Origin of the sequence: Nonomuraea sp. NPDC052129 (assembly GCF_040680095.1) — a bacterium.
Taxonomy (GTDB): Bacteria; Actinomycetota; Actinomycetes; order Streptosporangiales; family Streptosporangiaceae; genus Nonomuraea.
Genome location: NZ_JBFAVX010000026.1, coordinates 99010 through 114619, shown reverse-complemented (window position 1 = coordinate 114619; position 15610 = coordinate 99010). Strand labels below are relative to the sequence as shown.

Annotated in this window: 12 protein-coding genes; 7 read left to right on the top strand and 5 right to left on the bottom strand. The window is 69.7% G+C overall.

What is annotated here, in order from left to right; genetic code table 11:
• Positions 1-84: 84 nt before the first annotated feature.
• Positions 85-759, bottom strand: coding sequence for a GntR family transcriptional regulator (locus AB0L53_RS40860; protein WP_364006283.1), 675 nt, complete (start codon positions 757-759; stop codon positions 85-87).
• Positions 760-908: 149 nt separating this feature from the next.
• Positions 909-5717 carry a DEAD/DEAH box helicase gene (locus AB0L53_RS40855; RefSeq protein WP_364006280.1) on the bottom strand — a complete coding sequence of 1603 codons (4809 nt, stop codon included), beginning with the start codon at positions 5715-5717 and terminating at the stop codon, positions 909-911.
• A gap of 89 nt (positions 5718-5806) precedes the next feature.
• Between AB0L53_RS40855 and AB0L53_RS40850 the strand changes: the two genes are divergently transcribed.
• Together AB0L53_RS40850 and AB0L53_RS40845 are read left to right on the top strand one after the other, a co-directional pair.
• Positions 5807-6295, top strand: a complete 489-nt coding sequence (locus AB0L53_RS40850) for a VOC family protein (protein WP_358436160.1) — start codon at positions 5807-5809, stop codon at positions 6293-6295.
• A gap of 239 nt (positions 6296-6534) precedes the next feature.
• Entirely contained in the window at positions 6535-6729 is a 195-nt protein-coding gene (locus tag AB0L53_RS40845) for a DUF3046 domain-containing protein (RefSeq protein ID WP_364006277.1), read from the top strand.
• A gap of 56 nt (positions 6730-6785) precedes the next feature.
• Here the strand turns inward: AB0L53_RS40845 and AB0L53_RS40840 are convergent, their stop codons facing one another.
• Both AB0L53_RS40840 and AB0L53_RS40835 read right to left on the bottom strand, forming a co-directional pair.
• The gene (locus AB0L53_RS40840) at positions 6786-7076 is read right to left on the bottom strand and encodes a hypothetical protein (protein ID WP_364006274.1); all 291 of its coding nucleotides are present in this window, start codon (positions 7074-7076) and stop codon (positions 6786-6788) included.
• Positions 7077-7290: 214 nt separating this feature from the next.
• Positions 7291-7653, bottom strand: a complete 363-nt coding sequence (locus AB0L53_RS40835; RefSeq protein ID WP_364006271.1) for a hypothetical protein — start codon at positions 7651-7653, stop codon at positions 7291-7293.
• 12 nt (positions 7654-7665) lie between these two features.
• Here AB0L53_RS40835 and AB0L53_RS40830 point away from each other — a divergent pair, with 12 nt between their 5' ends.
• Positions 7666-7878: a hypothetical protein gene (locus AB0L53_RS40830; RefSeq protein WP_364006268.1), complete on the top strand. Its 213-nt coding sequence runs from the start codon at positions 7666-7668 to the stop codon at positions 7876-7878.
• Between the two features lie 229 nt (positions 7879-8107).
• Here the strand turns inward: AB0L53_RS40830 and AB0L53_RS40825 are convergent, their stop codons facing one another.
• On the bottom strand, positions 8108-8455 hold the full coding sequence (locus AB0L53_RS40825) for a VOC family protein (protein ID WP_364006265.1): 348 nt from the start codon (positions 8453-8455) through the stop codon (positions 8108-8110).
• 399 nt (positions 8456-8854) lie between these two features.
• On the opposite strand from AB0L53_RS40825, the gene recA reads away from it, so the two are divergent.
• The 4 genes from recA to AB0L53_RS40805 all read left to right on the top strand — a co-directional run bounded on the left by recA (position 8855) and on the right by AB0L53_RS40805 (position 15557).
• Entirely contained in the window at positions 8855-9955 is a 1101-nt protein-coding gene (gene recA / locus AB0L53_RS40820; protein ID WP_357947004.1) for a recombinase RecA, read from the top strand.
• A 36-nt stretch (positions 9956-9991) separates the two neighbouring features.
• Positions 9992-11605, top strand: coding sequence for a recombination regulator RecX (gene recX / locus AB0L53_RS40815; RefSeq protein ID WP_364006262.1), 1614 nt, complete (start codon positions 9992-9994; stop codon positions 11603-11605).
• Between the two features lie 602 nt (positions 11606-12207).
• Positions 12208-13824 carry a ribonuclease Y gene (rny, locus tag AB0L53_RS40810; protein ID WP_364006260.1) on the top strand — a complete coding sequence of 539 codons (1617 nt, stop codon included), beginning with the start codon at positions 12208-12210 and terminating at the stop codon, positions 13822-13824.
• Between the two features lie 821 nt (positions 13825-14645).
• Complete coding sequence (locus tag AB0L53_RS40805; protein ID WP_364006257.1) at positions 14646-15557, top strand: hypothetical protein; 912 nt, start codon at positions 14646-14648, stop codon at positions 15555-15557.
• The last annotated feature ends 53 nt before the right edge of the window (positions 15558-15610 follow it).

Below are 15610 nucleotides of genomic sequence, written 5' to 3'. Positions count from 1 at the left end.
GTATACAAGAACCTGGATTTCAACGGTGTTTCGTCACCTCATGTTGTTATCCGACCGTTTTCTCAGCCCGCTGGGCTTTCCTTCTCATCGCGCTGGGGGTTCCGCCGGGCGTACGGCGGCCAGGAACGACCGCCTGGCCGCGGCGACGTGCGCGACCGCCCTGGCCTGGGCCTCGTCCTCGTCGCCCGCCGCGATGGCCTCGCACAGGCTCAGGTGCTCCGACCAGGAGTGCGGTCCGCGTGCGGCCGCGGTCTGCCGGAACACCCACTGAGCCCGCAGCAGCATCGGCGCCATCATCAGATTGAGGTAGGAGTTGCCCGCCACCTCGCCCACGGCCAGGTGGAAGGCGGTGTTGAGGTCGGCCACCCGTTCGAGCCGGCCCTCCTCGACCGCCTCCTTGGCCGAGTCGAGCACCAGCCGCAGCCGCGCGGCCGTCTCCGGAGTCCGCTTGCGCGCCGCCAGCCGGGCCGCCAGCCCCTCGATCGCCATCCGCACGTCGAAGAGCTCCTCGGCCTCGGCCGGCGAAAGCCGCGCCACGGTGGCGCCGATCCTGGGGATGACCTGCACGAACCCCTCGGCGGCCAGCACCCGGATCGACTCGCGCACCGGGTTGCGCGACACGCCCAGCCGGGCGGCCAGCCGGTCCTCGACCAGGCGCTCACCCTGGGGGAGCTCGCCGGAGATGATGAGTCGGCGGATCTCCGCGGTCACTTGGTCGCGAAGGGGGAGATGGGCGCCGCCCAGTGTCAGCTCAGTCATTTGAGGGAATCGTATACAAAGTTACGGCCGTTTCCGGTGTCGTCGCGGAATCCAGAGGGTGAGGCCGTACACATCGTCAGGCCGGAGCAGCCCTCAGGCGCGCGGGCCTTTCGGTCGGGCAGGTCTGTCGGTTGGTCAGAGGTGTTTGGTCAGGCGCGTAGGCGCAGGCCTCGGGGTGTCGGGTGGAACCCGGCCTCTTCCAGCGCCGCCGCCAGTGGTGACTCGCCGATCGAGGCGCCGTCGGCCCGCTCGACGGTCAGCTTTCCGAGCGCCCCATCCCGTACGGCCAGCGCCAGCGCGTCCACGGCCGGCCGCAGCCGCTCGTCGTCGGCGAACGACAGCAGCGTCTTGCCGCCCCGCTCCACGTACAGCACGAGGAACCCGTCCACCAGCACCACCAGCGCGCCCGCCTTCCTGCCGGGCTTGTGCCCCACCTCGCCGGGATGCGCCGGCCACGACAGCGCCGCCCCGTAGGGGTTGGCCGGATCAGCCGCGGCCAGGACGACCGCTCTCCGATCGGTGGCCCGCCCGGATGGGCCCAGGTCGCCGGATGCCGGGCCGGCCGGCGCGACGCTCGGGGCCATCGCGCGCATCCGGTCCACCGCCCCCGGCAGCGCGAACTGCGCGCCCCCGAGCCCCTCCACGAAGTAGCCCCGGCGGCACCGCCCGCTCTCCTCGTAGGCCCGGAGCACCTGGTAGACCGGCGTGAACCCGCCCGGCAGCCGCTCCGACGTCACCGCCCCGCGCGTCACCACCCCATGCCGTTCGAGCAGCACCTCGGCCTGGGCCTGCGCCCGCTGGGTGGCATCCTCGGCGGGCGAGGGAAGCAGCCACCAGCGCCCGCCCACCGTGGGCGGCCCGCTCCTGCTCGGCAGCACGGCCCGCCGCCGGCGCGTGGTGGCCGGCCGATGTGCGGGCCGGCCCGACCCGAGCGTGGCCCGCAGCGGTGCCAGCGTGTCACCGGACACGCGCCCCGACCACACCAGATCCCACAGCGCCGACACCAGTGCCGCGTCGTCGAGCGAGCCGAGCTGGTCGGAGATCCCCCGGAAGAACAGCGCCCCGCCGCCGCCCAGCACGTCGAGCACCCGCTCGTGCACCGGGGTCATCGTGATCTGGCCGGGTTCGGGCAGTAGCAGGGGAGCGGTGTCGGCGAAGTAGAGCGACACCCAGCCGTCGCCGCCGGGCAGAGACCCCTGGCCCACCCACATCACCTCGCCCGAGGAGGTCAGCTCGTCGAGCAGCGCCGGGTGGTAGCCGGGCACGCGCGACGGCAGGACCAGCGTCTCCAGCGCCGACGCGGGCACGGCCGCTCCCTGGAGCTGCTCGACGCTGTGGATCAGCGCGTCCATCGCCCGCGCCGCGCCGGCCGCGCCGCTGCCGCGTGGCGCCGCTCCGCTCCCGTCGGTGCCGCGTGACGCCGAGCCGGTGATGCCGTGCCAGGCGGGCATGAACAGCGCGAGCGTCTCGGGCGGGACCGGTTCGACCTCTTTACGCAGCCGCGCCAGGGACCTGCGCCGCAGCATCCGCAGCACACCGGCGTCGCACCACTCCTCGCCCCGTCCTCCCGGCCGGAACTCGCCGTTGACCACCCGCCCGGCCGCCGCCAGCCGGCGCAGGGCGTCGGTCACCACGGCCACGCCGAGGCCGAACCTGGCGGCGGGTGTGCCGGCATGGAAGGGTCCGCGCGTACGGGCATGGCGGGCCACGAGGTCGGCCAGCGGGTCGGCGACCGGCTCCAGGAACGCGTGCGGGATCCCGACCGGCAGCGGCGCGCCCAGTGCGTCACGCAGCCGGGCCGCGTCCTCGATCGCCGCCCACTGCTCCTCGCCCGCGATCCGCACCTTGATCGCCCGGCGGGCTCGTTCGAGCTCCGCCAGCCAGGCGGGATCGCCGCCGCGCAGGCTCACGTCGGGCACGAGCAGCGGCCCGTGCGAGCGCAGCAGGTCGGCCAGGTCCTCGGCGTCGCGCAACGGCCGGTCGAGCCTGGCCAGCTCGCGTTCGGTGTCGGAGATGACGTCGGGGTCGAGCAACTCCCGCAGGTCGGCCTCGCCGAGCAGCTCGGCCAGCAGGGTCATGTCCAGCGCCAGTGCCTGGGCCCGGCGCTCGGCCAGCGGCGCGTCGCCCTCGTACATGAAGGCGCCTATGTAGTGGAACAGCAGCGACGTGGCGAACGGCGACGCCTGCGACGTCTCCACCTCCACCACCCGCACCCGGCGCGCCGCGATGTCGCGCATCAGCGCCACCAGGCCTGGCACGTCGAACACGTCCTGGAGGCACTCGCGCATCGTCTCCAGCACGATCGGGAACGACGCGTATTGAGAGGCCACCCCCAGCAGGTGGGCGGCCCGCTGCCGCTGCTGCCAGAGCGGGCTGCGCCGGCCGGGCGTGCGGCGCGGCAGCAGCAGGGCCCGGCCCGCGCACTCCCTGAACCGGGAGGCGAACATCGCCGAGCCGCCCAGCTCCTCGGTGACGATCCGCTCGATCTCCTCGGCGTCGAACGCCGCCACGTCGGTGGGCGGCTCGACCAGCGTGTCGGGGATCCGCAGCACGATGCCGTCGTCGGAGTGCACGGCCTGTACGTCGAGGCCGTAGCGTTCGCGCAGCCGCCGGTTGATCGCCAGGGCCCACGGTGCGTGGATCCGCGCGCCGTAGGGGGAGTGGATGACGACGCGCCAGTCGCCGAGCTCGTCGTGGAAGCGTTCGACCAGGAGGGTGCGGTCGTCGGGGACGTAGCCGGTGGCGTCACGCTGCTCGTCGAGGTAGGCGCGCAGGTTGCCGGCGGCGTATTCGTCGAGTCCGGCCGCTCGCATGCGGTCGTTGGAGGTGTTCGCCGCGTGTTCGCGGAGGAACGCGCCGATCGCCTTGCCCAGCTCGGCCGGCCGCCCCGGCGCGTCGCCGTGCCAGAACGGCAACTTGCCCGGCTGGCCGGGCGCGGGGGAGACGAGCACTCGGTCGGCCGTGATGTCCTCGATCCGCCACGAGGTCGCACCCAGGACGAACACGTCGCCCACCCGTGACTCGTAGACCATCTCCTCGTCGAGCTCGCCCACCCGGGACGCCTTCTCGCCCACCAGGAAGACGCCGAACAACCCGCGGTCGGGAATCGTGCCGCCGTTGGTCACCGCCAGCCGCTGCGCGCCCGGACGGCCCTGCAACGTGCCCGTCACCCGGTCCCAGACGACCCGCGGCCGCAGCTCGGCGAACTCCTCGCTCGGGTAGCGGCCGGCCAGCATGTCGAGCGTGGCCTCCAGCGCGGTGCGCGGCAGCGTCGCGTAGGGAGCGGCCCGCTTGACCACGGCCTCCAGCTCGTCGACCGTCCACTCCTCCAGCGCGGTCATCGCCACGATCTGCTGGGCCAGCACGTCGAGTGGATTGCGCGGGTAACGCAGCTCCTCGATCTGGCCGCTCATCATGCGTTCGGCCACTACAGCGGTCTGGATCAGGTCGCCGCGGTATTTCGGGAAGATCACGCCTTTGGACACCGCGCCCACCTGGTGACCAGCCCGGCCGATGCGCTGGAGCCCGCTCGCCACGCTCGGCGGCGCCTCCACGCACGCGACCAGGTCGACGGCGCCCATGTCGATGCCCAGCTCCAGGCTGGACGTCGCGACGACGGCGGGCAGCCGGCCGGACTTGAGCGCCTCCTCGATCTGCGCCCGCTCCTCCTTGGACACGGAGCCGTGGTGCGCGCGGACGATCTCGGTGGCCACGCCCTTGCTCGCCCCCGCCTGCGCCATCATCTCGGCGGGCGCCCGCCGAGGCGGATCTTCCGGCGGGGGCGTGCGCCTGGGCGGATCTCCCGGCAGCGGCGTCGGCCGGGATGGATCTTCCGACAAGGGCGCAGGCCGGGGCGGATCTCCCGGCAACGGCGTCTCCCAGATCGACAGATCGACGGCTTCGGGCCCTTGAACGCGTTCGTAGGCGAGCTCGTTGAGCCTGGTGCAGAGGCGTTCGGCCAGCCGCCTGGAATTGGCGAACACGATCGTCGACGAATGCGCCTCGATCAGCTCGAACAGGTGGTTTTCGACATGCGGCCAGATCGACCGGCTGGACGGCTCGGGCTCCTCACCGTCGGCGAACCCCGGCCCGCCCTCGGAGGACCCCGGCCTGCGCTCCATCTCCGTCATGTCCTCGACCGGGACGACCACCTCGACCTCGATGACCTTGTCGGAGGGCGGCTGCACGACCGTCGCGGGGCGGGACCCGCCGAGGAACGCCGCGACCTCGCTCACCGGTCGTACGGTCGCCGACAGCCCGATCCGCTGCGCGGGCCGTTGGAGCAGGGCGTCGAGCCGCTCGAGGCTGAGCGCCAGGTGGGCACCGCGCTTGGTGGCGGCCACCGCGTGCACCTCGTCGACGATCACCGTCTCGACGCCCCGCAACGCCTCACGCGCCTGGCTGGTGAGCAGCAGGAACAGCGACTCCGGCGTGGTGATGAGGATGTCGGACGGGTGGGCGGCGAACCGCCTGCGGTCCTCGGCCGGGGTGTCGCCGGAGCGGATGGCCACCGAGATCTCCGGCACCGGCAGGCCGAGCCGGCGGGCGGTCTGCTTGAGCCCGGCCAGCGGTGCACGCAGGTTGCGCTCCACGTCGACGGCCAGCGCCTTGAGCGGCGACACGTACAGGACCTTGGTCTGCTTCTTGACCTGCTTGGGACTGGCGTCGCCCTGCTTCGGCCCCTGCTTCGGCCCCGGCTTCGGACCCGCGCCGCCTCGCTTCGGCTCCGCGTCGACCTGCGTCGGATCCGCCGGAGTGGTGGGGTGGTCGGCGGCCAGGCGGTCGAGGGACCAAAGGAAGGCCGCCAGCGTCTTGCCCGACCCGGTGGGCGCCACCACGAGCGTGTTGTCGCCGCGCGCGATGGACTCCCACGCGCCTTCCTGCGCACTCGTGGGCGCCTCGAACGCTCCGGCGAACCACTGCCTGGTGGTGTGGGAGAAATGTGCTAGCGAGCTCACCAGCACATACTGCCTCGTCGCACCGACAGAAAACTCATTGTGGCGGCGGTGCGAGATTGAGGCGGGGGCGCTGCGGACATAGAGCGAGCGTGGGCATCGACTACGCAGCCATTGAGAACCGCCGCGAGGACATCAGGGAGCGCTACCTGTTAGCGCACCGGCCGTCCAGTAGCGCGCGCGGCCTGCACCATTTCGCCCTGCTGTCGTCGGACGTGGAGCGGACGGTCAAGTTCTACCAGGAGCTTCTTGAGTTCCCCTTGACGGAGATTTTCGAGAACCGTGACTTCAAGGGCTCCAACCACTTCTTCTTCGACATCGGCAACGGCAACCTCCTCGCCTTCTTCGACTTCCCGGGGCTCGACCTCGGCCCCTACCAGGAGGTGCTCGGCGGGCTGCACCACATCGCGATCTCCGTCGACCCCGCCACCTGGGAGCGGCTGCGCGGCAAGCTCGAGGTGGCCGGCGTGCCGCACCAGATCGAGAGCGGCGCCTCCATCTACTTCAAGGACCCCGACGGCGCCCGGCTGGAGCTGCTCGCCGACCATCTGGGTGAGATGTACGGCTCGCGCGTGATGTGATCTACCGTCGCGACGCTCTACGCGTACGCGGTGTGCCCGCCCGAGGTTCCTGCCTGATGCCTGCGTGCCTTTCGGCTCTTTCCGATTTCTCCTGCTGTACGGCCAAGCGCTGGGTTAACCGGAGCCGGCGGCGCTTCTTTCGGTTGGTTTTGCACTCGGCGGACTTGGGCGGGGAGTGCTTGGGGGTCTTTGCCATGGGGGTGTCCTACCCACCCTTCCGGCGGTTCCATACTTGTGTGATGCGGTTGACCGAGTTCTGGAGACGGATGCGCGCCCACTTCGGGGAGTCGTACGCCGACTCGTGGGCCCGCGACTACGTGCTCGCCCCACTCGAAGGGCGGACGGTCGACCAGGCGCTGGCGGACGGCGAGAACGCCAAGACCGTCTGGCGCGCGGTCTGCCAGGTCGAGAACGTCTCCTCCCGACTCCGCTGACCTCCCTGCCCCGGCTGACCTCACGGCCCCGGCCGACCTCCCTGCCCCGGCTGACCTCACGGCCCCGGCCGACCTCCCTGCTCGTAATCCTCCATGCTCGCTTTCAGCGAGCGGGCCGTCAGATGCAGGTCGTCGGCGGTGCCCTGACCGCCGGGTGACCACAGGAACTGCCACCCACGACCGGCGGGGGTGGCGAAAACGAGCGTCTGCTTGCCGGTGCGGGGATGCCACGCCCACAGCACCGGTTCCTCACCGCCGATCATGCGGCTCGCCAGCCCATGACCGGGCAACAACGTGGCGAGTGCTTCCAGATGGGTGCGCCGTTCCCCGGTGTAGCCGCTCGTCAAGCCGCCTCCAACCCTCGCCCTTGCAGTGAGTCTCCCCAGCTCACCGCGCCTGACAACACGCGGAGGCCAACCCTCGTGAACATCACTTGACGGGGTCTGGAGGTTACGCGGCGGTGTCCATGAGGATTCGCATAAGACCGGCTACACCCGCGTGATCGTCCGCTGGGTGCCGGTGCAGAGAGGTCCTCGGGAGGGCGGGGACTCTTTCGCGTTCTCAGGACCCTGCGCTGCCCAGCACACGCTCCGGATCGTCCAGCCAGATCCGCTGGCCCTCCGGCGTGACGGTGATGCCGAACTGCCGCCGGCTCGACTCTCCCCGGGCGACCCACTGGGCGTACGCCTGGACGACCTCGTCACACACCGGCCGGTCGCCGACCTGCTGAATGCCGTTGTCCGCGCTCCCCGGCCGCCAGGTGGCGACGGCCCATGAACGTGGATCGCCCGGATCGAAGACCCACGTCCGGACGTACTCGCCGTCCTCGTCAGCGCCCTTGGTGGTGTGCGACCGGAGGCTGGTCAGCGCGCTGATGGCCAGGTCCGCGCCTGCGGACAACCGGTCGAGAGCCCGCGGGTCCAACGCCGTTCGGTAATGCCGCCGCCCCTCGCCCGGGGGCGGGTCTTCGCCCGGCCTCAGGCTTTGGGAGCGCATCATCATGTAGCCGGCGAAGCCCATCACAACGCCGGCTGCACGGTTATCGTGGCGGCGGCGCGACGCGTGTTGGGCGCTGTTCCTGTCGAGCAGCGGGAGCGGCCGGAAGCGGGCGATCTGCGGGAGCTGCTCGCGATCGAGCAGAAAGCGTGAAGCGCTCTGCCAGGAGAGCGCTTCAACCGGTCATCGCGCGCCTCTACACGCTGAGTAGTACGACCATTGACGATGGGCTCCGTCTCCGGGGCGGACGTCACATCCGAGTCGGGGGTGCCCCCGAATCGGCGGATGTGCAAGCGGATGGGCCAAGGCGCGCCTCGGTCGGCATTCCAGGTGGAGCTGTCGTGTGCCAGCGAACGTTGAGCGCATGCCATCAAATTCCGATTCAGGGCGCAGGCATAGTCTCGCCTCCGATGCCTGTCTCGTTGCCGTCAGCGTCACGGAAGACCCACTTGCAGACGTTGCCGTGCTGCTCCATGTCCACCGGCCGCAGGCCGCGCCCTGCGATCCGCTCCACCTCGGACATCGGATCGTCCAGCCAGATCATGCTCACGCCGCCTCCGGCGCGAGCGGCGTCCTCGATGACGTACACGTACCGGCCCTCGGCCAGTTGCCACACCGCTTCGACGTCGTTGGGCCAGAACGCCGGACCCCTGCCGAGAAGCCTGGTATACCACTCCACGGCGCTCTTGCAGTCGCGGACAGGGATGCCCGCGAAGATCCCCACTGCCACGATCGGATCTCCTCTCGCCATAGGGGCCGGGAAGGTCCGGCCCACCAAAGGAATAGACTCCGCGCGTCTGCGGAAATCATCGCGGTCCGCGTCAGGCGCGCGGGTGGACCGCCTCGTCCAACCCCTGTGAGCAGACGCTCTGGCCTGCACACTTGATCTTCGATGTCACGAGCTCGGGTCCGTCAAGGTTCATCGGCACGCGCTCAACGTTCGGCGTCGGGGGACAGGAGCCGTTTGCGTGGGGCATTACCGCGTGTTCCTGCTGTGATCGAACAGCCGTTCGGCTAGGATGTAATCCGCCAGGCCACGCCCTCCCAGCGACGACTCCGCAAAACTGTCGGTGGCAGGCCGTAGCTTTCACTCGACTGATCGGACCACAACCCTCCAGGGGGAGTTCCCATGGCTATCAACGACCGCGAGAAGGCCCTCGAGACCGCCCTCGCTCAGATCGAGAGGCAGTTCGGCAAGGGCTCCGTCATGCGCCTCGGCGACGACGCCCGAGCCCCCATCGAAGTGATCCCCACGGGTTCGATCTCCCTGGACGTCGCGCTGGGCATCGGAGGGTTGCCGCGTGGCAGGATCGTCGAGGTCTACGGCCCGGAGTCCTCGGGTAAGACCACGATCGCCCTGCACGCGGTGGCCAACGCCCAGCGCGCGGGCGGCATCGCGGCGTTCATCGACGCCGAGCACGCTCTCGACCCCGAATACGCCAAGAAGCTCGGCGTCGACACCGACGCCCTGCTCGTCTCCCAGCCCGACACGGGTGAGCAGGCGCTCGAGATCGCCGACATGCTGATCAGGTCGGGCGCCGTCGACATCATCGTCATCGACTCGGTGGCCGCCCTGGTCCCCAAGGCCGAAATCGAGGGCGAGATGGGCGACAGCCACGTCGGCCTCCAGGCCCGCCTGATGTCCCAGGCCCTGCGCAAGGTCGCCGGCGCGCTCAGCAACACCGGCACCACCGCCATCTTCATCAACCAGCTCCGCGAGAAGATCGGCGTCATGTTCGGCTCGCCCGAGACCACGACCGGCGGTAAGGCGCTCAAGTTCTACGCCTCGGTCCGCCTCGACATCCGCCGCATCGAGACGCTCAAGGACGGCACGGAGGCGGTCGGCAACCGCACGCGGGTCAAGGTCGTCAAGAACAAGATGGCCCCGCCCTTCCGGGTCGCCGACTTCGACATCCTCTACGGCGTGGGCGTCTCCCGCGAGGGTGGCCTCATCGACATGGGCGTCGAGCACGGCTTCGTCCGCAAGTCCGGCGCCTGGTACACCTACGAGGGCGACCAGCTCGGCCAGGGCAAGGAGAATGCCCGCAACTTCCTGAAGAACCACCCCGACATGTCCAACGAGATCGAGAAGAAGATCAAGGACAAGCTCGGCGTCGGCCCCCGCCTGGACGCCCCCGCCGAGGCACCCGCGGCCCCGGCCGCCCCCGCCGCCGCTCCCTCGGGCCGCGGCGCCAAGGCCGCCGCCACGCCGAAGCCCGGTGACGTCTGATCGGTCGCCGCATGAGTGACTCTGATCGGTCGTCGGATGAGTGACACGGACCCGTCGCAGGCGCCCCATTCCCATGACTGGGGCGCCTGGCCCGACCTCCCCACCCCACCTCAGGACCGCCGCCGCAACTCCAGCGCCAACCTCTTTCCGCGGTCATCAACTCCGGAGGACACCTGGCCCTCCGGGCCCTCCTCGGACGATTCACCCCGGAGCCGGAAACCATCCCGGAGGAAACGGTCCAGCGGGAGGCTGCCCGGCGGCGAACCGTCCGATGGGAGGCCGCCTGGCGGCGAGCCGTCGGGTAGGAAGCCGTCCGGTGAGAGGCTGTCTGGGGGTGAACCATCGGGTGGGCTACCCGGTAGCGAACCGTCAGGTGGCAAGCTGACCGGTAGCGAACTGTCCGGTGGGAAGATGTCTGGCGCTGCCCTATCCAGCGGAAAGCCGTCCGGCGGGGAGTCGTCGGCAGGGTGGCCGTCGCTCAGCGAATGGCGCCAACGGTCCCGCCCCCCAGCCGACCCACCCCCGGCCGAGCGACCCTCGGCTGACTCGCCCCCGGCCCAGCCCGCTCACGCACCTGCCGAGCCGAGCTCCGAGCTGGGCGCAGCATCGATCGCTGAGTCGTCCGGTGATTCGGGCAGCGAGTCGGGCGGCGGGCAGAACGACGAGCGGCTCTCAACCGCGCCCCAAGAAACCGTCTGGCGGCCTGCCCAAGGCAACTCAGTGTCCACCGCGGGCAGGGCGTCTCCCCGGGGCGACGACGTGTCTCGGCCTGCTCAGGACAACTCAGTGTCCACCGCAGGCAATGCGTCTCCCGGGGGCCAGGACGTGCCTCCGCCTGCCCAAGGCAATTCATCGTCCACCGTGGACGACCCATCTCCCCGAGGGGACGTGCCGTTCTCCCAGGACGGGCTGTCGTCCGGTGCGGGCACCGACAGCGGTCGGTTCGAGGGCGGTTCCTATACCGGTGGCCAGGCCGGGGACGATCCGTACCAGGATGATCCGTACCAGGGCGGCCGACGTGGGGAGAGGCGCTCCGGTAGAGGACGGCGATCGGGAGGGCGGGGTGGGAAAGGGGCACGTTCGGCGGGCTCTCGGGGGCGTGGTGGGTGGCTTCCCGACGGGCCCGATGAGGGGTCGGCCGCCGGTGCGGCTCCCAACGCCGACCCTGAGTCGGTGGCTCGGGCCATCTGCCTCCGTCTACTGACGATGGCTCCCAAGACGCGAGCCCAACTGGCCGAGGCACTCCGTAAGCGTGACGTACCGGATGAAGCCGCGGAGGCGGTCCTCGATCGCTTCTCCGAGCTGGGCCTGATCAACGACGAGGCATTCGCCGAAGCCTGGGTCGACTCCCGCCACCACGGTCGTGGGCTCGCCAAACGCGCCCTGGCCGCGGAGCTTCGCCACCGCGGCGTCGACTCCGAGACCGTCAACGAGGCCGTGGACCGCCTCGAGCCCGACCAGGAGCTCGAAACGGCGCGCCGCCTCGTCGAACGCAAGCTGTCCTCAACCCGCGGCCTCGACCCCCAGGTCCGCACGCGCCGCCTCGCCGGGATGCTGGCCAGAAAGGGGTACGCCCCGGGACTGGCCTTCCGCGTCATCCGCGAGGCGCTGGAGACGGAGGGCGTCGAAATCGAGGACGACTTCTCCTGACCTCCACACGGCCCCCGCCCGCAGCGGATCACTCCCTTCACACACACGTTCCACACCGGGGTGCGGTTCGTCGGGGTGGGGTGCCGAGTCTCTGGGGCGGGTTGCTTGGTTTCTGGCGGTACCGGGGTGCGGGCTGCCCGAGAGGTGCCCGGCTCTTCGGGCGAGGTGTTTGGGTCCTGCCGGCAGCGGAGGCGGGCCTCTTTCTGGTCGGGCTCGAGGTTTGGTGGGAGGGCGTGCGTAGTTGCGTGTGGAGCGGCATTTCGGGGCAGAAGCGGGAAATCTGCCTCAATGAAGAGATGCAAGCCCGTAAGACACGCTTGATGACTCGTTTGCTTGCTCGTGACTTGTTCGACGCATAACCTCGACGGCAGTGAGGAGTTACTCCGCGCAGTGCGGATTGCCATACCGGTGATTGACGGACGAACGAGCTCGGTGGATCGAGGCAGGCGAGGTGTCGGCTATCCCAGTCGACGCCCGGTCAGTCTTGGTTGGATATCGGTCGTGGTGAAGATGCCGATTGGGCGATCAGCGCCGCGCATGTGACCCCTCCCGTTTTGAGGGCGCGTTACGAGTCTTGACGACGCGAGGAGGGCGGGGAGCACATGGGGCCGCTTGTCGTGGTGCTGTCGGTGGCGGTGCTCCTGCTGGCGTTCGGGATGATCGCCGCGTTGCTCATCGTCGTCCGCCGCACATCGGGCAGCGGTTCGCGGGTGCTCAAGCCGAGCCCTGAGCAATTGCAGGCCGTACACGAGGAGCTTGAGCTGGCTCGTGAAGAGGCCGGGGAGATCCGGGGCAAGGCCGAGTCCGATGCCGAGGAGATCCTGCGCAGGTCGGCGGCCGCCGCCGAGAGCGCGGCGCAGTTGCGGCGCGAGGTCGAGGAGGAGGGGCGGATACTCAAGGCCGAGCTCAAGGAGCTCCGGGCCGACCTCGAACGCAGGGAAGGGCGGCTGGCCGAGCGCGAGCAGCGGCTCGACGAGGAGGCCAGGCGGCAGGCCGAACGTGATCGCAAGCTGGGCGAGACCGAGGTCGAGCTGGCCGACAGGCGCGCGGAGCTGCTGCAGGTCGAGAACGAGCGGCGGGTGATCCTCGAGCGCGTCGCCGGGCTCACCGGGGAGCAGGCCAAGAGCGAGCTGGTACGCGAGATCGAGAACCAGGCCAAGCGCGAGGCCGCGCTGATCGTCAGGGAGATCGAGGGCGATGCGCGCAAGGAGGGCGAGAAGCGCGCTACCAAGATCGTGACGCTGGCCGTGCAGCGGATGGCGGCCGAGCAGACGGCCGAGTCCGTGGTGAGCGTGCTGCACCTGCCCGGCGACGAGATGAAGGGCCGGATCATCGGCCGTGAGGGGCGTAACATCCGGGCGTTCGAGTCGACGACCGGCGTGAACCTGATCATCGACGACACACCGGAAGCGGTGTTGCTGTCGTGTTTTGACCCGGTACGCCGGGAAACTGCCCGGCTCACACTGGAGAAATTGGTACTCGACGGCCGCATTCACCCCCAGCGCATCGAGGAGGCGCACGAGCGCAGTCGTGCGGAGGTGCAGGACCTGTGCGCGCGGGCGGGTGAGGACGCGCTGGTCGAGCTGGGCATCACGGACATGCACCCCGAGCTGACGCTGCTCCTCGGCCAGCTCCGATACCGCACCTCATACGGACAGAACGTCCTCAAACACCTCATCGAGTCCGCGCACATCGCCGGAATCATGGCCGCCGAGCTCAAGATGGACCAGTCGCTGATGAAGCGCTGCGCCCTCCTGCACGACATCGGCAAGGCCCTGACGCACGAGGTCGAGGGGAGCCACGCGCTGATCGGAGCGGAGATCGCGCGCAGATACGGCGAGCAGGAGGACGTGGTGCACGCCATCGAGGCGCACCACAACGAGGTCGAGGTGCGCACGGTCGAGGCCGTGCTCACGCAGGCGGCCGACGCGATCAGCGGCAGCCGTCCGGGCGCGCGACGGGAGTCGCTGGAGGCGTACGTCAAGCGGCTGGAGCGGTTGGAGGAGATCGCGCAGTCGTACGACGGGGTGGAGAAGGTGTTCGCCATGCAGGCGGGCCGGGAGATCCGGGTGATGGTGAAGCCGGATGCGATCGACGACATCCAGGCGCAGGTGATCGCGCGGGATGTGGCAAAGCAGGTCGAGGAGGAGCTGACCTATCCGGGGCAGATCCGTATCACCGTCGTCCGAGAGTCGAGAGCGACCGAGTTCGCGCGCTGAGGTTCGCGATCAGTGCATTCCGTGCTTTGCGCGCTGAAAGTCACGATCAGTTTTCTGTACGGCGTGGGGTGGGGGACGACCTGTCTGTGCGGCGTGTGCGGCGTGGGGTGGGGGACGACCTGTCTGCCCGACCTGGCGTTTAGAGGCTCTTTTGGGAACCCCCTCGGGCTGATCGCCGCACTGCGTGCCGTTGGCCCGCTGGGCTCGCCGTAGATCGATGCAGGCCAGTGTGGATATGACCCGCCTCCGGTGGGGGCTCAGGCTCCGGGATGGCCGTGATCACCTTGTGCGGGTGGCTGGTGGGTGCCGTGCGGCCCGCCTTCCCGTCCGCCGTCCCCAAGGCGAGCGGTGGGCGCCGATGCGCGCCACGGCGGTCGAGGACGCCCACGGGCTTCTGAGACTCTCGGCCCTCATCGAGGGTGGACCTGAGTTCTGGGGCTGGCCGCGCGATCCGAGCGGGGTCGTGGAGGCCGCCGTGATTGACCATGCTTCATTGAACAGAGTATGGTTGCCGGGCGCGTCAGAGAGATCCACATTGGCGCTGATCGTGATACTCGCGTCCATGGCCTCCGACCGGGGCACAGGGGACGGGCCGCAGCAGGTCCAGGTGCGCGACTGTTGCGGCAGTGCTCGGCGCCAGCCGCGAGGTCGCTTGCGCCCGATCCGCACGACCTGCCAGATCGGACGGTAGCCGGCTCGTACGCGAGCCACGGAAGAAGCAGATCACGCGCGCCGGCGGGAGCGCCGGACGCCACCACGAGCCGTACAGGTGCCTCGGCGGTCGCGTGCGCGCGTGACGTTGACATGCGGGGAGACCGACCATGAACACCATCAGAAAGACCGTCTTAGCCCTGGCCGTGACGGCCGTGCTCGGTGGCTGCGGGGGTAACGCCGAGCCGCCTGGGAAGAGCGCTTCACCTCTCTCGAAGCCGGCCACGATGGCACAGGAGAAGAGGCGCCAGTTCGAATCCGTCAAGGCGGACTGCATGAAGCAGAAGGGCTTCAAGTACATCGCCTACGTGCCACCGGAAGATCCCGACACCGACGAGGAGCGTAAGCGCAAAGCCGGCGACTATGAGGCGTTGAAGGCCCAGCGGGCGAAGTACGGCTTCGGGGTCTTCTCGGTATATGTCCACCCGAAGGGCCCAGACGGCCCCGACAACATGCCCGACCTCTCAGGGGCCGACCCCAACGGCAAAATCTGGACGAAGCTCTCCCCGGCTCAGCGCAAGAGCTACTGGAAGGCCGTGGGTGCCTGCATCGTCGTCGCGGCCAAGCAGGCCCTCGGCAAGAAGGTGAGTTCCGATATGGATCTGTTGGAACAGGCCGACGCCGCCTCGAACAGGGCGTACGAGCGCGAGATTGACGGCGACGCCGAACTGGTCAAGCTGGCATCGAGCATGGCCACGTGCCTGACAGGCAAGGGATACAAGGTCTCCGACACAAGGCCGTCGGAACTGCAGCAGCGCGGCTGGCGTGCGTTCCTCGATCAGGAGGACCAGATCGGCCGCAAGCAGCGCGAGGACGTTCCCGACGTGCCGTCGCCCCCCAAGAAGGGCGAGGTCAAGCGGACCTTCGGAGCCACGCTCACGCCCGCCCAGGCCCAGCCGTACCTGGCCAAGGAGGTCAAGGCCGCGCTGGACGATCTGGAGTGCGGCAAGGACTTCTATCGGGTCTACACCCCCAAGTCGGAGGCCATCGAGCAGAAGATCGACGAGGAATTCGGCAGCTGACGCGGTCGACCTCTGCGCGAAGGGGAAGCGATCGGTGGGAGGTCGGGGAGGGG